This window comes from Microbulbifer sp. ABH2_005 (genome assembly GCF_056160005.1).
In genome coordinates this window covers 3,854,530-3,875,374 of the sequence record NZ_JBSWWI010000001.1, presented here as the reverse complement: position 1 = coordinate 3,875,374, position 20,845 = coordinate 3,854,530, and the positions used below count along the sequence as shown (strand labels likewise).

Here is a 20,845-nt window from a genome sequence, read left to right as displayed (position 1 = left end):
TGAAGGAAAAAAAGATGTCAGATTACAAGATTGCCCCCTCGATTCTTTCCGCCGATTTTGCCCGCCTCGGTGAAGAAGTGGACAACGTGTTAGCGGCTGGTGCCGATTGGGTGCACTTCGATGTGATGGACAACCACTATGTGCCCAACCTCACCATCGGCCCAATGGTGTGCGAGGCGCTGCGTAAGCATGGTGTCGGGGCGCCAATTGATGTGCACCTGATGGTGGAGCCGGTGGACGATATGATTCGCATGTTTGCCGATGCGGGTGCAAGCTATATTACCTTTCACCCGGAGGCTTCACGTCACCCTGATCGCTCCCTGCAGTTGATTCGCAGCCTCGGTTGCAAGGCCGGTCTGGTGTTTAACCCGGCCACTGGGCTGGATGCGGCCAAATATGTGATGGACAAGCTGGATATGATTTTGCTGATGTCGGTCAATCCAGGCTTTGGCGGCCAGAAATTTATTCCGGGCACCCTGGATAAATTGCGTGAGGCGCGTCAGCTGATTGATGCTTCCGGTTACGATATTCGCCTGGAGATCGATGGCGGGGTCAACCGCGACAATATTGCGGAGATTGCTGCCGCCGGCGCGGATACTTTTGTTGCGGGTTCTGCGATTTTCAATGCCCCCGACTACGCTGAAGTGATTGCTGCAATGCGCGATAGCTTGTCCTGAGAAAAACCTGGCGGGTAACCTCTTGCCCGCCGTATACGGGATTTGTAAACTTGTGCGCCTGCACAGAGGGAATTTCCGTGAACCACACTATCCCCACATCCAGCAGCTGGCGATGGCGCCGCTGATCCGCTGAGGCCAATGGGTCAACGATACCATTCGGCCACCTCTCCCGTGGGCGCTGCCTATACTTTGGCGCCAACTAGAAAAATACCTAATAGATCGGAGTCTCTATGACCCCTAGTGAATACGCCCAGCTTGTGTCTGCGGGCTATAACCGTATCCCGCTGGTACGCCGAGTACTGGCGGATATTGAAACCCCCCTGTCCACTTATATGAAGCTTGCCAAAGGGCGTTATAGCTACCTGCTGGAGTCTGTACAGGGCGGGGAGAAATGGGGGCGTTACTCCATTATTGGTCTGCCGGCAAGAACTCTGCTGCGGGTACGTGGCAGCGAGGTTACTGTGGAGCGCGATGGGGCGGTGATTGAAAGCCACACGGAGCGGGACCCGCTGGCATTTGTGGAACAGTTTCAGCAGCGCTATCGGGTGCCGGAACTTACCGATTTGCCACGCTTTAACGGCGGCCTGGTCGGGTATTTTGGCTATGACTGTGTGCGCTATATTGAGCCGCGTCTGGCCCACAGTGTGCCGCAGGATAGCCTGGGTAATCCGGATATCCTATTGATGGTCAGTGATGAGCTGGTGGTGTTCGACAATCTCGCCGGTGCGGTTATTTTTATTGTGCACGCGGACCCCGCTCAGGCCGATGCCTATGAGCGAGCCCAGCAGCGCCTGGATCAACTGGTCGAACGGTTGGCCCAGCCGTTACCGAATACTGTGCCCCTGGACCTGAATGGCAAGGGAATTGAGGAGAGTGCTTTTCACTCTCACTTTGGTGAGGAAAACTTCAAGAAAGCCGTGGACCGGGTGAAGGAATATGTTCTCGCCGGTGATGTGATGCAGGTGGTGCCCTCCCAGCGCCTGTCGGCTCCCTTCGACGCGCCCCCTCTGAATTTCTATCGCGCCCTGCGCAGCCTGAACCCCTCACCTTATATGTATTTCCTCGACCTCGGCGATCACCAGGTTGTGGGTTCTAGCCCGGAGATTCTGGTGCGTCTGGAAGAAGGCGAGATGACTGTGCGCCCGCTGGCTGGCACTCGCCGTCGCGGTGCCACGGAAGAGGAGGATAAAGCCCTGGAGCAGGAACTCTTGGCCGATCCCAAAGAGTGTGCCGAGCACCTGATGTTGATCGACCTGGGGCGCAATGATGTGGGCCGCGTAGCGGCGACAGGCAGCGTGCGGGTCACCGAGCAGATGGTGGTGGAACGCTATTCCCATGTGATGCATATCACCTCCAATGTCACCGGCCAATTGCGGGAAGGACTCACCGGTATGGACGCCCTGCGCGCGGCACTGCCGGCTGGCACATTATCCGGGGCGCCAAAGATCCGCGCTATGGAAATTATCGATGAACTGGAACCGGAGAAGCGCGGTATCTATGGTGGTGCAGTGGGTTACTTGGCCTGGAATGGCAATATGGACACGGCCATCGCAATTCGCACCGCAGTGATCAAGGATGGGCAGTTATTTATCCAGGCCGGTGCCGGCCTGGTAGCCGATTCTGACCCTCAATCCGAGTGGGATGAAACCATGAACAAGGCCAGGGCACTGTTTCGCGCAGCGGGCATGGCTCTGGCCAGTAGTTGTAAAGAAGTAAAGATCGAACAAGATGAGCGAAGCTAGTATTCCCCAAAAAATATCTCTTGCCACCCGTTGCCAGCAGATAGTCGAAGCCCCGCTATTTAATCAGGTGATCATTGGGATAATCCTTCTCAATGCGCTGGCGGTGGGACTGGAGACCTCCAGCTGGGTGATGGAGCATTTCGGTACCACGCTGGACGTCGTTAACCAGCTGGTACTGACCGCTTTTATTGTAGAAGCGGGAATAAAAATAGTTTCGCAGGGATCGCGCCCCTGGCGTTATTTCGCCAGCGGTTGGAACTGCTTTGATTTTACCATCATTGCCCTCAGCCTGATTCCCGCTACAGGGCCACTGGCAACACTCGCGCGCTTGGTAAGGGTACTACGGGTACTGCGTCTAGTTTCCGCTTTCCCGGAATTACGGACTCTGGTGGATACACTGTTGCGCAGCTTGCCGAGCATGATGCACATCGCAATTTTGATGGGGATTATTTTTTATATCTATGGCGTGGCGGGCTATTTCCTCTTTCACGAGGTGGACCCGACCCACTGGCGCAGCTTGCCGATCGCTCTGTTAAGTCTGTTCCGCATTGTGACCTTTGAGGATTGGACCGACATTATGTACACCGCAATGGATTCAATGCCCTGGGCCTGGCTCTACTTTGTCAGTTTTGTGGTCATGGGCGCTTTTGTCATGATCAACCTGTTTATCGGTGTGGTAATCAATAACCTGGAGGAGGCCAAGCTGCGTCGTATGGATGAGATGTGCCTGCCACCCAGTCAAACCGAAATCCTACGCGAATTGCGCTCAACCCAGGCGGCGCTGGCGCGTTTGCAAAAACGCATGGAAGCATCTTCCGACACTGCACAGGCAATGGGAGCCAAGCAATGATTTTAATGATCGATAACTACGACTCCTTTACCTGGAATGTGGTGCAGTACCTTGAGGAGCTGGGTGCGGAGGTTGTGGTCAAGCGCAATGACGAGATCACCCTTGAGGACATTGAGCAGATGGCCCCAGCGAAAATTGTGATTTCACCGGGTCCCTGTACACCCAATGAGGCCGGGATTTCCCTGGAGGCAATTCGCCACTTTGCCGGACGTATCCCCATTTTGGGCATTTGCCTCGGGCACCAGAGTATCGGCCAGGTGTTCGGCGGTCGCGTTGTGCGTGCCGGCCAGGTTATGCACGGCAAAACATCGCCTATAGTGCACAACAACCTGGGGGTGTTTCACGGCCTGTCCAATCCTTTCGAGGCCACCCGTTATCACTCCCTGGTGGTGGAAAAGGGCAGCTTGCCTGAATGCCTGGAAATTACCGCCTGGACGGAGACGCCAGACGGCGAGATCGATGAAATTATGGGGGTGCGCCACCGGGAATTGCCAATCGAGGGGGTGCAGTTTCACCCCGAATCCATTCTCACGATGCATGGCCACGATATGTTGAGGAATTTTCTCGAGTCCTGATGCTAAGGGCAAAACGCGGAGCGGTGATTTGCGCTCTGCACCAATCAACACTGAGCGGGACAAGGGGGACACAATGAATATACAAAAAGCCATCGCCAAGCTGGTGGATGGAGAGCACCTGACTCGTGAGGAGATGCGCGAGACTGTCGGCCAGATTATGCGTGGCGAAGCCCTGGAAGCACAGATAGGAGCCTTGCTGATTGCGTTGCGTATTCGCGGTGAAACCGTCGATGAGATCGTCGGAGCAGTGGAAACCATGCGCGCACTGGCCACCAAGGTGGAACTCGACTTGGACAACACTGTGGATATTGTCGGCACCGGCGGCGATGGCGCGAACCTGTTTAATGTGTCCAGTGCCAGTGGCTTTGTTGCAGCTGCCGCCGGGGCCAGGGTGGCCAAACATGGCAACCGTTCGGTGTCTTCTAGTAGTGGCTCCGCCGATTTGCTCGAGCGCGCAGGGGTTTATCTGGATTTAAGCGCGGAACAAATGGCCCGCTGTGTGGAAACCCTCGGTATCGGCTTTATGTTCGCGCCCAGTTTCCACAGCGCCGTTCGCCATGTGGGCCCCGCGCGCAAAGCACTGGGGTTACGCACTATTTTTAATTTGCTAGGCCCCATGACCAACCCCGCCGGAGTTAAGCGCAAGGTTATCGGAGTTTACGAGAAGCATTATTGCCGCCTGTTGGCCGAGGTTCTGCAGCGTCTCGGTTCCGAGCACGTATTGGTCCTGCACAGCGATGACGGTCTCGACGAGGCCAGTATCGCCGCGGATACTTTTGCGGTGGAATTAAAGGATGGTGTTATCAGTGAGTTTACACTCCGCCCCGAAGACTTTGGATTGCCCCGCCAGAGCCTGGACGGATTGATCGTTTCTGGTGCCGAAGAGTCTCTGTCCCTGATCCGCGACGCACTGGGCAAACGCGAAACCGAGGCGGGGCAAAAAGCTGCGGATATTATTGCCTTGAATGCAGGCCTGGCCATTTATGTCAGCGGCACCGCAAACACGGCAGAGCAGGGCGTTGCCATGGCGCAGGATGCCATCGATAGTGGTTTGGCCGCAGAAAAAATTAATGACCTGGCTGCCTTTACCAGCGCCTTTCGCCCCGAGGAAGTGAAATCGTGAGCACACCGACCATTTTAAAAACTATTATCGAGCGCAAGTGGCAGGAAGTGGCGGAGCGTAAATCCCTATGCAGCCTGGAAGAAATGCGTCTAAACGCACAGGACCAACCGCCGGCAAGGGGGTTTGTCGCGGCACTGGAACACAAAATCGCCGAGGGGGAGGCCGCGGTGATTGCGGAAATCAAGAAGGCCTCCCCCAGCAAGGGAGTGATTCGCGAGGATTTTCTTCCCGCAGAAATTGCGACCAGTTATGAGAGAGGTGGCGCGGCCTGCCTATCGGTGCTTACCGATAGGGATTTTTTCCAGGGAGATGATAGTTATTTACAGCAGGCACGCAACGCGGTGCGCCTGCCGGTGTTGCGCAAGGATTTTACTGTGGACCCCTACCAGGTGTTTGAGGCGCGTGCCATCGGGGCCGACTGTATCCTGCTCATTGCCGCCTGCCTGGAAGACCAGCAAATGCAGGAACTCAATGGTCTGGCTTTGGAGCTGGGATTGGATGTGTTGGTGGAAGTACACAATCGCGCGGAGTTGGAGCGTGCACTGGTTCTGCCCAACCGTTTAATCGGGATTAATAATCGCAACCTGCACACCTTTGAGGTGCAGTTGGAAAATACTTTCAAGCTGCTCGATTTGATCCCCAAGGATCGCATTGTTGTTACTGAAAGCGGCATCCACACCACGGATGATGTCGCGGCCATGCGTGGGCACAGCGTCGATGCATTTTTGGTTGGTGAGGCCTTTATGCGTGAAGAGGAGCCGGGGCGTAAACTGATGGAGATGTTTAACTGACTGCAGGTGAGAAAATAAAAAAAGGGCGATATTAAAATCGCCCTTTTTTATGCTGTGAAGTAACTCGCCTTATTAGCGGGTACCGTACACCACCATGGTTTTACCCTTGACCGATACCAGCCCCTGTTCTTCCAGGGTTTTCAACACGCGTCCGACCATCTCGCGGGAGCAGCCGACGATTCGGCCAATTTCCTGGCGAGTGATCTTAATTTGCATGCCCTCTGGGTGGGTCATCGCATCGGGTTCGTTGCACAAGTCTAAAAGGGTGCGCGCCACACGACCGGTAACATCCAGGAAGGCCAGGTCGCCGACCTTACGGGTGGTATTGCGCAGGCGTCCGGCCATTTGCGTAGCCAGGGCGAACAGGAATTCTGGGTGCTGACGAGTCAGTTCCTGGAATTTGGTATAGGAAATTTCCGCAACTTCACACTCAGTTTTGGTGCGTACCCAGGCACTGCGGGTGTCCTGATCAAACAGGCCCATTTCCCCAAAAAAGTCCCCGTCGTTCAGGTAGGCCACGATCATTTCGCGGCCTTCATCATCCTCAATCAGGACAGTCACTGAACCGCGCATAATGAAATAGAGAGACTCACAGCGGTCGCCGGCATAGATAATCGTGCTCTTGGCCGGATAGCGGCGCCGGTGGCAGTGGGCCAGAAAGTCTTCAATATTGCCGATAGTCATGGGGTCTTCGATAGCAACCGTCACGGATTTATTCCTCATTTTTAGTCTCGTGCTCTATCCCGGCTTTAGCAGCTGAGCACTATTGAATTATCGCGCGAAAAAACAGTCCCCAACAGAGGTTGGGCGCGGCAAAGTTCCGCAGTGTGACCTGTGACACCCTGGCGCCGGTGCGATTGGACTGCAAGCGGGCTGCTGCGTTCACTGACGAAAGGTATCACTTCGGAAGTCAACATTCCGCGCGGAGGTGTTGTGGACACTATACCGGAAATACTCTGTTTGTCGGCATAATCTTGTACTGTGCTAAGCTTCGCGACTTGAATTTCAGTGGGAGCATGGCAATGCAGGGCAAGGTAACCTGGGTTAATGATTTGACCTTCGTCGGCGAAGCCGGCAGCGGTAATTCTGTAGTGATGGAAGGGGGCCGCACCAATAATGGCGTACGTCCGATGGAGATGATTCTCCTCGGTGTTGGCGGTTGTGCAGCTTACGATGTGATTTCCATTTTACAAAAGGCGCGCCAGGATATTATTTCCTGTCACTGTGAATTGAATGGTATTCGCCCGGATACTACCCCTTCACCTTTTGAGCGAATTGAAATGGAGTTTGTTGTGCGAGGTCGTGGATTAAAAGAATCCCATGTCGCTCGTGCGGTGGAATTATCTGCAGAGAAGTATTGTTCCGCTTCAATTATGTTACGCAATGCGGGAGTGGAGATTGTACACCGCTATCGAGTGGAAGAAGCCTGAATTAAATATTGCAGGAAAAAGAAGAAAAAAGAAAAGGCCCGCTAAAAGGCTGTTACTTTTAGCGGGCCAGTCCATTTTGTGAATCGGCACTTAAAACCTTAAATTTTGTAACTGGCTGAGGTCATCACCTTGGATACCAGTGACATAGCGCCTTTCACCGGTGCGGGGAAGCGTTTACCCCCGGCGGCCAGCGCCGCGTGAGCGTGTTCGCTCTCATCGACCAGCATCTGCTCCACCACGGCGCGACTGCGTTTGTCCTGGGCCGGTAGTTTTTGCAAGTGACTCTCCAAGTGCTCACAGACCCTTTCTTCTGTCGCGGCGACAAAACCCAGGCTGATGCGATCGCTGATTTTGCCGGCGGCGGCGCCCAGTCCAAATGACAAGCCATACCAGAGCGGATTGAGCAGGCTCGGGCGGCTGTCCAGCTCTTTGAGACGTTGCTCACACCAAGCGAGGTGGTCGATCTCCTCGTCCGCGGCACGCTCCATTTCTCCGCGAACTTCCGGCAGTTTTGCGGTGAGTGCCTGGCCTTGGTAGAGAGCCTGAGCGCACACTTCGCCACTGTGGTTAACCCGCATCAGGCCGGCGGCGTGCTTGCGCTCGGCATCGCTGAGCTCGGCTTCTGCTTCGCCTTTGGCCGGAGATGCGCGACCGTGGCAGGGCTCGCCCGGACTCAGGGTGCGCAGGGCACGATCAGCCTGAATCAGCAGGCGATCGAGTCCACTCAGATTGCGTTCGCTCATGTGTGTTGCTCCCTCTGTATGGCGGTAGCTTCTAGCTGCCGCCACGACTGGCTAAAACTACTTATCGCTACCGGCCTGTTCTCTTTCGATTGCGCGATAACCGATATCTTTCCGGTAAAAGACACCTTCCCAGTAGATGGTGCGGGCAGCCTCATAGGCATTGGCCTGGGCTTCGGCGACAGTGTTCCCCAGTGCGGTGGCACAGAGTACTCGGCCGCCATTGGTGACCACCCGCTCGCCGTCTAGGGCGGTACCGGCGTGGAAGACCTTGGCGTTATCACTATCGGCTTTTTCAAGTCCACTAATAGCATCGCCCTTGCGGTAACTACCGGGGTAGCCGTGTGCGGCCAGTACCACCCCAAGTGATGGGCGCGGGTCCCACTCTGCCGTTACGCTGTCGAGCTTTTTGTCGAGCGCAGCCAGGCACAGGTCCACCAGATCGGATTTCAAGCGCATCATAATGGGCTGGGTTTCGGGGTCGCCAAAGCGACAGTTGTATTCGATCACTCTGGGAGCGCCCTGGGGATCGATCATCAGGCCGGCGTAGAGAAAGCCAGTATAAGGTGTGCCCTCTGCGGCGAGGCCTTTTACGGTGGGCTCGATCACTTTCTGCATAATGCGCTGGTAGACGCTGTCGGTCACTACCGGAGCGGGAGAGTAGGCACCCATGCCGCCGGTATTGGGGCCGGTGTCGCCGTCACCGACGCGCTTGTGATCCTGACTGGTGGCCATGGGCAGGATATTCTCCCCATCCACCATAACGATAAAGCTCGCCTCTTCACCCTGCAGAAATTCCTCAATCACTACACGGCAGCCTGCGTCGCCAAAGGCGTTGCCGGAGAGCATATCGCGCACTGCCAGCTCGGCCTGCTGCTCGGTCTCGGCGACGATGACGCCCTTGCCGGCGGCGAGGCCATCGGCTTTGACTACGATGGGCGCTCCGCGCTCGCGGATGTATTCGACGGCCGGCTCAATTTCGGTGAAATTGCGATAGGCAGCGGTGGGGATCTCGTGGCGTTCGAGAAAATCCTTGGTGAAAGCCTTGGAGCCCTCCAGTTGGGCAGCGCCCTTGCTGGGGCCAAAGATGGCGAGACCACGTCCGTTAAAGAAATCCACGATGCCGTCAACCAATGGCGCTTCGGGGCCGACGATAGTGAGTTCCACGCCGTTTTCCTCGGCGAAGTCCGCCAGTGCGGGGAAATTATCGACGCCGATAGCCACATTCTGCACTTTGCCTTCACGGGCGGTGCCGGCGTTGCCCGGGGCTACGAACACGGTGCCCACTTTTGGGTTTTGTGCGGCTTTCCACGCCAGGGCGTGCTCGCGGCCACCTGAGCCGATGATCAATACATTCATTCTTAAATCCCCCTAAGTCGACCACTTGGGTCCATTGGACAGGTATCAGGTGCGCTAGTTTAGCGCGGAATCATTGCAGGTGGTGTTGTCCGCCTGTAATGGGCGCCTCTTTCTGGTGGGCGCTAGAAACTACTGGTGACAATGGCGCAGTGGATACTTCATTGTCACCAGCCTCCGCGGAGCAGGATAGGTGCTCCGCGGAGTTTGCCGATGATTTAGTGGCGGAAATGGCGCATGCCGGTAAAGACCATGGCCATGTTGTGCTCGTCCGCTGCGGCGATTACTTCTTCATCGCGCATGGAGCCACCCGGCTGGATGACCGCCTGGATACCGACAGCGGCGGCGTTATCGATACCGTCGCGGAAGGGGAAGAAGGCGTCGGAGGCCATCACGGATCCCTCAACGGCGAGGCCGGCGTGCTCAGCCTTGATCGCGGCGATACGCGCGGAGTTAACGCGGCTCATCTGGCCTGCGCCAACGCCGACAGTGCGGCCATCTTTTCCGTATACGATGGCGTTGGATTTCACAAACTTGGCCACTTTCCAAGTGAACAGCAGATCGCGGATCTCCTCTTCAGTGGGCTGACGCTTGGAGACCACTTTCAAGTCGGCGGCGGTGACAATACCGTCATCACGATCCTGAACCAGCAGACCGCCATTAACGCGCTTGTAATCCAGTGCTGGGGTGCGTTCCGCACTCCATTGGCCGCAAACCAGCAAACGCACATTTTTCTTTTCGGCCACTGCCTGCTTGGCTTCTTCGGAGACAGACGGGGCGATGATCACTTCAACGAACTGGCGTTCGACGATAGCGCGGGCAGTGGCGCCATCCAGTTCGCGGTTGAAGGCGATGATGCCGCCAAAGGCGGACTCGCTGTCGGTGGCGAAGGCCAGGTCATAGGCCTTGCCGATGCTCTCACCAATTGCCACGCCACAGGGGTTGGCGTGCTTAACGATCACACAGGCGGGCTCGTCAAAAGCTTTCACACATTCCAGTGCCGCGTCAGTATCGGCAATATTGTTGTAGGACAGCTCTTTGCCTTGCAGCTGAGTGGCAGTGGAGATACTGGCCTCGGCCGGGTTGGCCTCGGTGTAGAAAGCGGATTTTTGGTGCGGATTCTCGCCGTAGCGCAGATCCAGCTTCTTGATAAATTGGCTGTTGTAGGTGCACGGGAACAGCTGCTTTTCTTCGCCCTTAATGGCGCCCAGGTAGTTGGCGATAGCGCCGTCATAGCCCGCTGTGTGTTCGAAGGCTTTTACTGCCAGGTCAAAGCGGCTGGCATGGCTCAGGGCGCCGTCGCTGGCTTTCATCTCTTCGATAATGCTGTCGTAATCGCTGGCATTGACCACGATGGTGACATCTTTGTGGTTCTTGGCCGCGGCGCGAACCATGGTGGGGCCGCCGATATCGATATTCTCGATGGCGTCCTCGAGAGAGCAGTCAGGCTTGGCAACAGTTTGTGCGAAGGGGTAGAGGTTGACCACAACCATATCGATCGGAGTGATACCGTGCTCACCCATAATGGCGTCATCGGTGCCACGGCGTCCCAGAATACCGCCGTGCACTTTCGGGTGCAGCGTCTTAACGCGGCCATCCATCATCTCGGGGAAGCCGGTGTAGTCGGAGACCTCTACGACGGGGATTCCTGCTTCTTTGAGTTGGCGGTGGGTGCCGCCGGTGGAGAGGATTTCTACGCCCATTGCGGAGAGCTGTTGGGCGAACTCTACGATGCCACTCTTGTCAGAGACACTAATCAGAGCGCGGCGGATTGCAACCTGGTCTGTCATTGCACTTGGTCCAACTGGTTTTGGGATAGGGTTGTCAGTGGTTGTAGCGGAGTTTGCGCTGCTGTGGCGAAAACTGCCGCCGGGAAAATAGCGAAGGGGGATGAGTAACCTCATCCCCCTTCAAAAATTCGCATGGTGGGAAGCTTACAGCAGGCCGTAGCGCTTCAGCTTCTTGCGCAGGGTGCCGCGGTTGAGCCCCAGCAGTTGCGCGGCGCGTGTCTGGTTGTGGCGGGTGTATTTCATCACCACTTCGAGCATGGGCGCTTCGATCTCTGACAGCACCATGTCGTAGACATCGGTAACCATCTGGCCATCCAGGTGGCGGAAATAGTTCTCCATTGCGTGCTCGACCGCATCGCGCAGGGACTGCTGCTGCGGCTGAGCCAGCTGCGTTTGCCCCCTGGAGGATACTTCTTCGCTGCCAGTATCCGGAATCAATACTTCGTTATTCATGCCGCTTGTGCCCCTCTCGTTATTCGGCGTTCAAACCACGCGTGAACGCTGGCATGTTGTACTTCTGCGCTCTCTATCTGGAAAAAGGTCTTGCGGAAGGACTCGCTGTCCGCGAGTGTCTTCAAGTACCAACCCACATGCTTGCGGGCGATACGGACCCCCATCACCTCACCGTAGAATCGGTGCAGTTCACCCAAGTGGGTGAGCAGTATTTTTCTTACTTCGTCCAATGTTGGTTCGGGCAGCCGCTCGCCAGTGGCGAGGTAGTGGGCTATCTCCCGAAAAATCCAAGGTCGTCCCTGTGCGGCGCGGCCGATCATGACCGCCGCCGCGCCAGTGTAATCGAGCACCTCGCGGGCTCTCTCGGCACTGGTGATGTCGCCGTTGGCAAAAACCGGGATTCCTACCCTGGATACAATTTCGGCAATGGTATCGAATTCAGCCTGTCCGTGGTAGCCGCAGGCGCGAGTACGACCGTGAACCGCCAGAGCGGCGATGCCGGCATCCTCAGCCATTTGGGCTACGGTGACACCATTGCGGGAATCCGTACACCAGCCGGTGCGGATCTTGAGCGTCACCGGGACAGAGACAGACTGGACCACGGCCTGCAATATATCCGCAACCAGTTTTTCATCCCGCAGCAGGGCGGAGCCCGCCGCTTTTTTACACACTTTTTTTGCCGGGCAGCCCATATTGATATCGATGATTTGCGCGCCGCGACGCACATTTTCCCGAGCGGCCTGGGCCATCATCTCGGGATCACCACCAGCGATTTGCACCGATATGGGAGCTGCTTCACCACCGTGGTCCAGGCGCAAGCGCGACTTGCGGCTATTCCACAGACGCGTGTCAGAGGTCACCATTTCCGATACCACCAGGCCGGCGCCGAGTTGGCGACACAATTGGCGGAAGGGGCGATCAGTAACTCCGGCCATAGGCGCCAAGATTACCGGGTTGTCGATAATGTAGGGGCCTATAGCAATAGACACGGTAACTCCGTTTGGGCTTTGGAAGGGCGATCTGTGCCCTGGCAAAAAGGCCGCCTATGATAACGACTGGCCCGGAGATGGCAAAGCGAAAAAGCGGGCAAATTGATCGATCCCTGTGCGTTTAGCTCGCTGAGTGGTCAATTTTGGTGGCTTTGTCCGCCAAGGCGCCGGCTATCATGGCGCCAATCATTTTCCTATGGGGCGATTTTCATCTCGTAGTTCACCGCCTCGGCCCCTGGGTCAACCACCTCAATGGCGATGTGAATGGGGCTGCCCTGGGGCATCTGCTTGCGCCCAGCCAGCTCACCCTGCAAATACTCTTCGGGAGTAAAGCGGCGACTCGCCACCGCCTTGTTTTTCAAGTCGCTGAAATTTAGCAGCAGGTTGGGGAAAGGTTGGGGGTAGGGAGCTGAGTTCAGTAACACGGCGTCCACTACCAGTGCGCCTTCCAATTGTGGATGGCTGCGCACCATCAGGTTGGAGGCCTGGATTGCATTGGGATCCCGCAGTGGGGGCAGGGCACAGCCGAGCAGCGGACAGACAGAAGCGTAGATATCGCGCCAGGGCTGCTGCTTGCTAAGCCGGTCAAACTGAAAGTAAGCCAACTGGAATAACAGCAAGAGCGTTAAAAAGGGAAGGAGTAGCCGCCACAGCCAGGGATTCACCGCTCTCTTCGATGATGCCGCACCCCAAGTCATTTCCACCGGGGCAGGCTGAATAGCGGAGATTAGCTGTTCGCGAACGGGCTCCGCCTGCGGTTCTGGGGCGCTGTCGGCTCCGGTGGCAAAGTAGGGCTCTTTGCGTCCATTGCCGGCTTCCGTCAATGGTGCAGAGAGTATTTCTTCAGAGGCAGAGGGCGTCTTGAGTGCGGGTTCAGGCTCGTAGGACTCTGTTGTGGGAGCCTGCGACTCTAAGGGGCGCTCCCAGGGCTCAAGGTCGCCGAAGTTATCGCTCTCAGCAGTGGGGCTGAGGGATTTCTCATCGGCGCTTGTAGCACTGCACTCGAAATCAGGAGTATCGTCCCAGTCTGGTTTTAGTACCGATTCCAGTTCTTCCTCGGGATCGTCCTCGAGCTGCTCTTCCTGCAGTTCCTGCCACTCATTATCGCCAAATGCATCACCAATAAGGTTCTCTGAATTGGCTGCTGGAGTTTCGTGGGAGATGTCCTCCTCGGATTCTCGGTCCGCAGTGTTACTGGGAGAGTGCTTTTCGGTGGGATTGGTGGCAGCCGCCTCCTCTGCCGGATCATCATCTTCCAGTTCGATATCATCGTGAATCAGGAAGTCATCGTCTTCCAGTAGCGTTTCCAGATCACTGCGTGTGTCGGGGCCATTGTCGTTGAAGACGATGTTCTCATCCGCGCGGAAAACCTGCAGGCAGGAGCCGCAGCGCACCGCACCGCGGGCGGCGCGAAGCTGCTGGTCGTTGATATGGAATGAGGTGCTGCAGTGGGGGCAGCGGGTTACCAGTTGAGACATTCGACTATGGCGCAGTTTATTTTGCGCTCAAGTTTATCAGTCTGTCCGGTCCCCGCGTAGTACTGGCTGGCGTATTTAGCGAATCCGAGTGCCGCTCAAGCGTACCCAGCCCTCGTGCTCGGCATCCTCATCGAAGTCGATACTCTCTGCGTAGGCGCTTTTTACCTGTTCTGCCTGGGAGGCGAGGATGCCCGACAGGCAGATGCGGCCGCCGATCTTGGTCAGAGCGATCAACTGCGTGGAGAGCTCTACCAGTGGGCCGGCAAGAATGTTGGCAAGCATGATATCGGCACTTTCCTGCGGCATCTGTTCCGGTAAATAAACCGGGAAGCGCTGTGGATCTATGCCGTTGCGCACGGCGTTGTCACGACTGGCGATCAGAGCTTGAGGATCGATATCGGTACCCATGGCGCGTTCGGCGCCGAGCAATAAAGCACCGATACCGAGGATACCGGAGCCACAGCCGAAGTCGATGGCGCTCTTGCCCTGCAAGGGTTCTTGCGCCAACCAGCGCAGGCACAGGAAGGTTGTAGGGTGAGTGCCTGTGCCGAAAGCGAGTCCGGGGTCCAGCAGCAGGTTGACTGCTTGCGGCTGGGGCGGTTCGCACCAGCTTGGGCAGATCCACAAGTTGTCGCCACATTGAATGGGCTTATAGTGCGACATCCACTCGCGCTCCCAGTCTTTATCTTCGAGCTGGTCCCAGCGGGCATTGGGAAGGAGTTCGCATAAGAAAGAGGCGGCTTTGGCCTCGGTGACGCCTGTATCGATTTCGGCATCGAACAAGCCGGTCACCCGCGTTTGATCCCACAGGGGGACTTCGCCGAGTCCGGGTTCGAGAATGGGTTGGTCTGCGTTGTCCTGCAGGGTTACGGATACGGCGCCGGCAAAAAGCAGGGCGTTTTCGATTTTTTCCGCATGGGCACGATCGGTGTCGACGCGGAGTTGTAGCCAGGGCATAGGAATTCCGTGGTGAGTAACTGCTATTCAGGTGGTAGGGCCACCCTGTTGATGCGATGTCCGCCGCCATCCCTGGCGCCCGGTGTCATCGTATTGTGAACGCAATTCTCTCCAACTTTGCCCTGGCTTGCGAGGACTAGAGCCCCAGCTTCTTCTCCAGATAGTGAATATTGACCCCACCTTTGGCGAAGGCTTCATCGCGGACCAGTTCTTCCTGAAGGGGAATATTGGTCTTGATACCATCTACAACCAGCTCGGACAGGGCCACGCGCATACGCGCCAGGGCGGTCTCGCGGTCTTCGGCGTGGGTGATCAGCTTGGCGATCATTGAGTCGTAGTTGGGGGGAACCGTATAGCCGGAGTAGAGGTGCGAATCCACGCGCACACCCAGGCCGCCGGGCATATGGAAATTGTTAACCTTGCCGGGGCTGGGGAAGAAAGTCTGAGGATCTTCCGCGTTGATACGGCACTCGAAGGCGTGCCCGCGAATAACAATGTCTTCCTGCTTGAGGGAGAGCTTCTCGCCGGCACAGACGCGAATCTGCTCCTTGATCAGATCTACGCCTGTCACCATTTCGGTTACAGGATGCTCCACCTGAATACGGGTGTTCATCTCGATGAAGTAGAAGCGCTCATCCTCATAGAGAAATTCAAAAGTGCCGGCGCCGCGGTAGCCGATATCAATACAAGCTTGTACGCAGGAGTCGTGCACTTGACGGCGCACCTCGTCGGGGATGCCGGGAGCGGGCGCTTCCTCAAGTACCTTCTGGTGGCGGCGCTGCAGGGAGCAGTCGCGATCTCCAAGATGGATAGCATTCCCTTGTCCGTCGGACATTACCTGGATTTCAACGTGGCGCGGGTTCTGGAGAAACTTCTCCAGGTACACGGTGCCGTCACCGAAGGCGGCCTGGGCCTCGGATTTGGTCACGGAGATCGCGTTGATCAGGTCTTCGGCGCGCTCCACCACGCGCATACCGCGGCCACCACCGCCGGCGGCGGCCTTGATAATCACCGGGTAGCCGACTTTCTCACCGATCTCCAGGCAGCGCTCGCTGTTGTCGGGCAGGGGACCATCGGAACCCGGCACAGTGGGGACTCCGGCCTTTTTCATTGCTGCAATGGCGGATACTTTGTCACCCATCAGGCGGATTACATCCGGGTCCGGGCCGATAAAGGTAAAGCCGCTCTTTTGTACCTGTTCGGCGAAGTCGGCGTTTTCTGCGAGGAAACCGTAGCCGGGGTGTACGGCCACCGCGTCGGTGATTTCCATGGCAGAAATCAGGGCCGGAATATTCAGGTAGCTCTGCGAAGAGGGGTTGGGGCCAATACAGACAGACTCATCGGCCAGGCGTACATGCTTCAGGTTGCGATCCACTAAAGAGTGCACCGCAACTGTGGCGATACCCATCTCTTTGCAGGCGCGCAAGATCCGCAGGGCGATTTCGCCGCGGTTGGCGATCAGGATTTTGTCGAACATAGTGACTTACCCCGCTCAGACAATGGTCACGAGCGGTTGATCGAACTCTACCGGCTGGCCGTCTTCGAGCAGGATGGACTCGACAGTGCCGGCCTTGTCGGCCTCAATCTGGTTCATCATTTTCATCGCCTCAACGATGCACACGACATCGCCGACCTTAACCTGCTGGCCCACTTTGACGAAGGGCTCGGCACCGGGGCTGGGCGCCGCATAGAAAGTACCCACCATTGGCGACTTCACCGCGTGGCCGCTGATCGTCGGTTTGGTTTCTTTTTCCTCTACCGCCGGGGCCGCACTTTGGGCTGGCGCTGGCGCTATTGGAGCCGGCGCCGGCGCCATTGGGGCGCCGTAAGGGGCGCCATAAACCGGAGCGACTGGCTGCGCTGCGCCGCTGACGCCGCGGCTGATGCGTACAGACTCTTCACCCTCTTTAATTTCCAGCTCGCCGATATCCGATTCTTCGAGCAGCTCAATCAGTTTTTTAATTTTGCGGATATCCATAGTTCTTTCACTCGCAGGTTTGATTCATTGATTTTGAGGCGCCATAGCCAGTTGGTGTATGGCCGCCTGAAGTGCCAGGGTGTAGCTGTGTGGGCCGAAGCCACCCACCACACCGCGGGCCAAGTCGGATAGATAGGAATGGTGCCTAAATGCCTCTCGGGCATGGGGGTTGGAAAGGTGCAGCTCGATAAACGGTATTGCGACACCCGCCAAGGCATCCCGCAGCGCCACGCTGGTATGGGTATAGGCAGCGGGATTGATCACGATAAAGTCCACGCCGGTATTGGCGGCCAAATGGATGCGCTCCACCAGGGCGGATTCGCTGTTGCTCTGCAGGGTTTCCAATTGGTGTCCGGCGTCCTCACACTGGCGCTCGGCGGCCAGATTAATTTCCGCGAGCGTGGTGGCACCGTAGATATGTGGCTCACGGCTGCCGAGCAAATTGAGATTGGGGCCGTGCAGGAGAAGAATTTTAGCCATAGTGCGCCCTAGGGAAAGTTGCCGAAAAACCCAAAAAATTGGTCTAAAGTTGGCTATCTTGCGGGCAAACTCGAATTTTTGGCGTATTTGGCGTATTTGCCCGAGTGCTTTAGGCGAGTGTGCCGCAAAAGTGACTCCCTGTCCATGCCTGTTGGGCAGTTTATCGAAGTTAGCGGCAGTTCGGCGATATTTGGCCAAAAATTAGCGCAAAATATCCGTGCTGTGGCTTTTTTACCCCTGCAATTGGCTACAAAGGCGGAAGTTTCTTTTTACGGAATAGAGGTTGTGCGGAGCCGGCTGCCGGCGGCGGCCTCAAGCTCCATCAAAAGCTCCTCGCGGGAGAGGATTTGCGGCAGAATTTTGGCCTCGCCGCCATTGGCGGGATAGAGCAGGTAGAGCGGTACACTGGTGCGACCGTACTTCGCCAGGAGTTCGCTGATATGTGGGTCCTGGTTCGTCCAGTCTCCTTTCAGGGCCACTACACCCAGTTTCTCGATAGCCTGGCTCACCGCATCGCTCGACAGCACCACCTTTTCATTAGCCAGACAGGTAATACACCAGGCGGCTGTCATATTTGTCAGTATCGGACGCCCTTCCCTACGCGCCGCCTCCAAGCGTTCGGCTGAGTAGGGTTGCCAGTAGTCGCTGGTCTGCTGTTGTGCCTGGGGGGCGGTACTGAGGCGCGGCAGCAACATCAGCGCAAAACTCAGGGCGACAACCGCCAACGAGCCCCGCAGCCAGTGCCACTGGGGGCTCGGCCAGAGCCACAGGGCAAAGGCGATAGCGACAGCGCCGCTGAGCACTAGGGTGACACCGTCGCCCCCTGTCTGGCGCCCCAATACCCAAAGCAGCCAGACTGCGGTCAGGTACATGGGGAAGGCCAGCAGTTGTTTCAGCCGGTCCATCCAGGGGCCTGGGCGTGGCAGTTTGTCCGCCAGCGCGGGGATATAGGTGAGAAGTAGAAAGGGCGCGGCCATGCCGGCACCAAGAGCGGCGAATACGCTGAGTGCTACGGCAGCGGATTGTGTTACTGCAAAACCCAGTGCCGAGCCCATCAAGGGGGCGGTACAGGGGCTGGCTACCAGAGTGGCCAGGGCACCGGAGGTGAAGGAGCCACGCAGTCCTTGGCTGTTGCTCAAGTTACTGCCAATGCCCATCAGGCTGCTGCCAATCTCTGTGACACCGGACAGGCTGAGCCCCATGATAAAGAACAGGTAGGCTAAAGCTGCCACCAGCCAGGGGGACTGTAGCTGGAATCCCCAGCCAATCGCTTCGCCCCCGGCCCGCAGGGCCAGCATGGTTGCGGCAATGGCGACAAAGCTCAGTACCACGCCGGCGGCGTAGGCCCAGCCGTGGTGATGGCGCTGGCTGGCGTTTTGCGCCGCCTGGCTCACCGCCAGTAACTTAATTGAGAGTACCGGGAAGACACAGGGCATCAGGTTGAGCAGTAGGCCACCGGCAAAGGCAAAGAGCAGGGCCAAAGGTAATGTAATAGCGCTGCCAGACTCGCCCATCGAGGCATTCGATGAGGTGCCGCCTGACCCCAAGGCTGTGTTCTGGAAGCCCCCGTCAACAGGTTGGATGCTGCCTGAGGCGATATCTATACGGTAGTGACGAACCTGTGGCGGATAGCAGAGCCCCGCGTCGGCACAGCCCTGGTAGTGCAACTCCAGTTGCAGGTTTTGGGGGCTGCCCGTGACGACAATGGGGAATTCCAGCTGGCCGCGATAGACCTCGGTCTCCTTTTCGAAGTAGTCATCCCAGATAACTTTACCGCTGGGTAGATCTAGGGGGATCGCGGTTTTTTGTCCGTTTTCGATACGATACAGGGCAAGTTTGTCGCGGTAGAGATAGTACTCTGGGGCGATTTCAAACAGAGCGCTGAGCTGTTCGCCGCTCAGTAGCAGGTCCTGCCGGTAGGCCTCGTCGACAGGCAGAAAGGTGTTCTCCTGCTGGCCGATGGAAGAGGAAGCAAAAGGGTTACTCCCGGCCTGAGCAGATGCATTGATCGCAGGCAGGCATAACAAGATTGCCAGCAGAGCGAGGAAATTATTTCTGAAACTTCTGGTCATCACAGCCATAGATGAAAAAATTCATTATAGTCGGGCGCATGGTTCTGACTGCAGCGCCGGACGGGGGTTCAGTCGCGTCAGCAGTATAGCGACGCCAGTGGTACAAAAAAACAACAACGGGGGATTGCTTTGCCGTCATTAGAACGCCTTCACAGCTTTGCTATCTATCTATTGATGGCTGTGTTACTCGGTGCCTGTGCTTCAAACAAGCCGCTTCCCCCTCCGCCCAGTCCACCGCCACAAAAGGCCAAGCCTTCGACCGAGGAGGTGCGCCGCAACAATGTGGCGTATTTCTTAAAGCGCGCCGAACAGGCCTTGCGCAAGGGCCATCTGACCCAACCCGCCGGTGCCAGCGCTTATGACTATTACCTGAATGTGCAACAGTTGGACCCCGGCAACCGCCGCGCCCAGACCGGAATCCAGACGATTGTGGTCACCTATGTGGAGCAGGCGCGGGAGGCGCTGCGCAGACGGGCTTTTGCGGAAGTGGCGAGCTTGTTGCGGCGCGCAGAGATGCTGGCTCCGGGTAACCCCTTGGTCGCCGAGGTGCGCAGTCAACTGGCCCGAGAGCGCGGTCGCGCAAAACTGGATTTGCCCCAAGGGGAGGCTATCGGCCTGCCACAAGCGGAGCTTAGAGCCAGGTCCGAAAAACTCATTGCACAGCTGCGCCAAGTGGCCCAACGCATCCGCAGTGAGCAGCTGCGTGTCATTATCGTCGCCGGGGATGATGCCGAGGGCCGCTGGGTTTACCAACAGCTGCGCGAGGCGGTGCCCGGCTATCGGGTGCGGGGAGATATTAAGATCGGCAGTCCCGCGCGTTTACTTCTTATTCAGCCCAGTGGAGGGGATCAGTGAGAAAGACGGTTTTTTTTGCATGGGGACTGCTAATAAGCAGCCTTTTTTACACGGTGGGGGTTTCCGCCCTCACTAACCCCCTTCTGGTTGAGGGCTATGCCCGCGAGACGCCGCCGGGGGCGCCGATGAGCGCGGCCTATCTGTCCCTCCACAATACCGGAGAGTACTTGCTGCATTTGACTGCCATAGAGCTGTCTGGAGATGCAAAGGGCTCTGCGAATTTACATACCACTGAACGAAAGCAGGGTGTCAGCCGTATGCGCCCTCTGGAGAAACTGGCGATCGCTGCTGGCGAGAAATTACAGATGGTACCAGGAGGCGTACACCTGATGATTCATGGTGTACGACTCAGGGCGGGAGAATCACTGCCGCTGCGCCTGCTCTTTGCCGACGGAAGCAGTTTAGAGGTCCTAGTGCCCATTATGGGGCAGAAGACGCTTGAAAAAGATCACCACCGCCATCATGGCAGTGCAGGGTAACTAGTTTTTGTTGAAGTAAAGGAAAGAAAA

21 protein-coding genes are annotated in these 20,845 nt (G+C 57.0%); 9 read left to right on the top strand and 12 right to left on the bottom strand.

Annotated elements, in window-relative coordinates:
* Window positions 1-14 precede the first annotated feature (14 nt).
* From rpe to trpC, 6 genes are all read left to right on the top strand, one after another.
* Window positions 15-677 (top strand): ribulose-phosphate 3-epimerase, encoded by a 663-nt coding sequence (gene rpe, locus ACXAFI_RS16860; RefSeq protein ID WP_475109684.1) that lies wholly within the window; start codon window positions 15-17, stop codon window positions 675-677.
* Window positions 678-907: 230 nt separating this feature from the next.
* Window positions 908-2,419 (top strand): anthranilate synthase component I, encoded by a 1,512-nt coding sequence (gene trpE, locus ACXAFI_RS16855; protein WP_475109683.1) that lies wholly within the window; start codon window positions 908-910, stop codon window positions 2,417-2,419.
* Complete coding sequence (locus ACXAFI_RS16850) at window positions 2,406-3,269, top strand: ion transporter (protein WP_475109682.1); 864 nt, start codon at window positions 2,406-2,408, stop codon at window positions 3,267-3,269. The genes trpE and ACXAFI_RS16850 overlap by 14 nt, the downstream gene beginning before the upstream one ends.
* A complete protein-coding gene (locus ACXAFI_RS16845) occupies window positions 3,266-3,844 on the top strand; it encodes an anthranilate synthase component II (RefSeq protein WP_444920912.1) in 579 nt (192 codons plus the stop codon). Before ACXAFI_RS16850 ends, ACXAFI_RS16845 begins: the two co-directional genes overlap by 4 nt.
* A gap of 73 nt (window positions 3,845-3,917) precedes the next feature.
* Window positions 3,918-4,967, top strand: a complete 1,050-nt coding sequence (trpD, locus tag ACXAFI_RS16840; protein ID WP_444920913.1) for an anthranilate phosphoribosyltransferase — start codon at window positions 3,918-3,920, stop codon at window positions 4,965-4,967.
* Complete coding sequence (gene trpC, locus ACXAFI_RS16835; protein WP_475109837.1) at window positions 4,961-5,758, top strand: indole-3-glycerol phosphate synthase TrpC; 798 nt, start codon at window positions 4,961-4,963, stop codon at window positions 5,756-5,758. The genes trpD and trpC overlap by 7 nt, the downstream gene beginning before the upstream one ends.
* A 72-nt stretch (window positions 5,759-5,830) precedes the next feature.
* Here trpC and crp read toward each other — a convergent pair whose 3' ends face one another.
* Window positions 5,831-6,481, bottom strand: coding sequence for a cAMP-activated global transcriptional regulator CRP (gene crp / locus ACXAFI_RS16830; RefSeq protein WP_051089460.1), 651 nt, complete (start codon window positions 6,479-6,481; stop codon window positions 5,831-5,833).
* Window positions 6,482-6,780: 299 nt separating this feature from the next.
* On the opposite strand from crp, the gene ACXAFI_RS16825 reads away from it, so the two are divergent.
* Window positions 6,781-7,188, top strand: a complete 408-nt coding sequence (locus ACXAFI_RS16825; protein WP_152451038.1) for an OsmC family protein — start codon at window positions 6,781-6,783, stop codon at window positions 7,186-7,188.
* Between the two features lie 98 nt (window positions 7,189-7,286).
* Here the strand turns inward: ACXAFI_RS16825 and coq7 are convergent, their stop codons facing one another.
* The 11 genes from coq7 to ACXAFI_RS16770 form a co-directional block, all read right to left on the bottom strand.
* Window positions 7,287-7,931: a 2-polyprenyl-3-methyl-6-methoxy-1,4-benzoquinone monooxygenase gene (gene coq7 / locus ACXAFI_RS16820; protein ID WP_152451040.1), complete on the bottom strand. Its 645-nt coding sequence runs from the start codon at window positions 7,929-7,931 to the stop codon at window positions 7,287-7,289.
* Between the two features lie 57 nt (window positions 7,932-7,988).
* The gene (gene purD / locus ACXAFI_RS16815) at window positions 7,989-9,287 is read right to left on the bottom strand and encodes a phosphoribosylamine--glycine ligase (protein WP_475109681.1); all 1,299 of its coding nucleotides are present in this window, start codon (window positions 9,285-9,287) and stop codon (window positions 7,989-7,991) included.
* Between the two features lie 215 nt (window positions 9,288-9,502).
* Window positions 9,503-11,074: a bifunctional phosphoribosylaminoimidazolecarboxamide formyltransferase/IMP cyclohydrolase gene (gene purH, locus ACXAFI_RS16810; protein WP_475109680.1), complete on the bottom strand. Its 1,572-nt coding sequence runs from the start codon at window positions 11,072-11,074 to the stop codon at window positions 9,503-9,505.
* A gap of 144 nt (window positions 11,075-11,218) precedes the next feature.
* Window positions 11,219-11,527, bottom strand: coding sequence for a DNA-binding transcriptional regulator Fis (gene fis / locus ACXAFI_RS16805; protein ID WP_152451046.1), 309 nt, complete (start codon window positions 11,525-11,527; stop codon window positions 11,219-11,221).
* Complete coding sequence (dusB, locus tag ACXAFI_RS16800; RefSeq protein WP_152451048.1) at window positions 11,524-12,516, bottom strand: tRNA dihydrouridine synthase DusB; 993 nt, start codon at window positions 12,514-12,516, stop codon at window positions 11,524-11,526. Before dusB ends, fis begins: the two co-directional genes overlap by 4 nt.
* Before the next feature lie 194 nt (window positions 12,517-12,710).
* Window positions 12,711-13,994, bottom strand: a complete 1,284-nt coding sequence (locus tag ACXAFI_RS16795; RefSeq protein ID WP_475109679.1) for a DUF3426 domain-containing protein — start codon at window positions 13,992-13,994, stop codon at window positions 12,711-12,713.
* A gap of 75 nt (window positions 13,995-14,069) precedes the next feature.
* On the bottom strand, window positions 14,070-14,951 hold the full coding sequence (prmA, locus tag ACXAFI_RS16790) for a 50S ribosomal protein L11 methyltransferase (RefSeq protein WP_444920918.1): 882 nt from the start codon (window positions 14,949-14,951) through the stop codon (window positions 14,070-14,072).
* Window positions 14,952-15,087: 136 nt separating this feature from the next.
* A complete protein-coding gene (gene accC / locus ACXAFI_RS16785; RefSeq protein ID WP_475109678.1) occupies window positions 15,088-16,428 on the bottom strand; it encodes an acetyl-CoA carboxylase biotin carboxylase subunit in 1,341 nt (446 codons plus the stop codon).
* A 15-nt stretch (window positions 16,429-16,443) separates the two neighbouring features.
* Entirely contained in the window at window positions 16,444-16,929 is a 486-nt protein-coding gene (accB, locus tag ACXAFI_RS16780) for an acetyl-CoA carboxylase biotin carboxyl carrier protein (RefSeq protein WP_152451056.1), read from the bottom strand.
* 24 nt (window positions 16,930-16,953) lie between these two features.
* Window positions 16,954-17,409: a type II 3-dehydroquinate dehydratase gene (gene aroQ / locus ACXAFI_RS16775; RefSeq protein WP_475109677.1), complete on the bottom strand. Its 456-nt coding sequence runs from the start codon at window positions 17,407-17,409 to the stop codon at window positions 16,954-16,956.
* A gap of 269 nt (window positions 17,410-17,678) precedes the next feature.
* Window positions 17,679-19,490, bottom strand: a complete 1,812-nt coding sequence (locus tag ACXAFI_RS16770) for a protein-disulfide reductase DsbD family protein (RefSeq protein WP_475109676.1) — start codon at window positions 19,488-19,490, stop codon at window positions 17,679-17,681.
* A gap of 120 nt (window positions 19,491-19,610) precedes the next feature.
* Between ACXAFI_RS16770 and ACXAFI_RS16765 the strand changes: the two genes are divergently transcribed.
* Together ACXAFI_RS16765 and ACXAFI_RS16760 are read left to right on the top strand one after the other, a co-directional pair.
* Window positions 19,611-20,336, top strand: a complete 726-nt coding sequence (locus tag ACXAFI_RS16765; RefSeq protein WP_475109675.1) for an N-acetylglucosaminyltransferase — start codon at window positions 19,611-19,613, stop codon at window positions 20,334-20,336.
* Entirely contained in the window at window positions 20,333-20,815 is a 483-nt protein-coding gene (locus tag ACXAFI_RS16760) for a copper chaperone PCu(A)C (protein WP_475109674.1), read from the top strand. The genes ACXAFI_RS16765 and ACXAFI_RS16760 overlap by 4 nt, the downstream gene beginning before the upstream one ends.
* The last annotated feature ends 30 nt before the right edge of the window (window positions 20,816-20,845 follow it).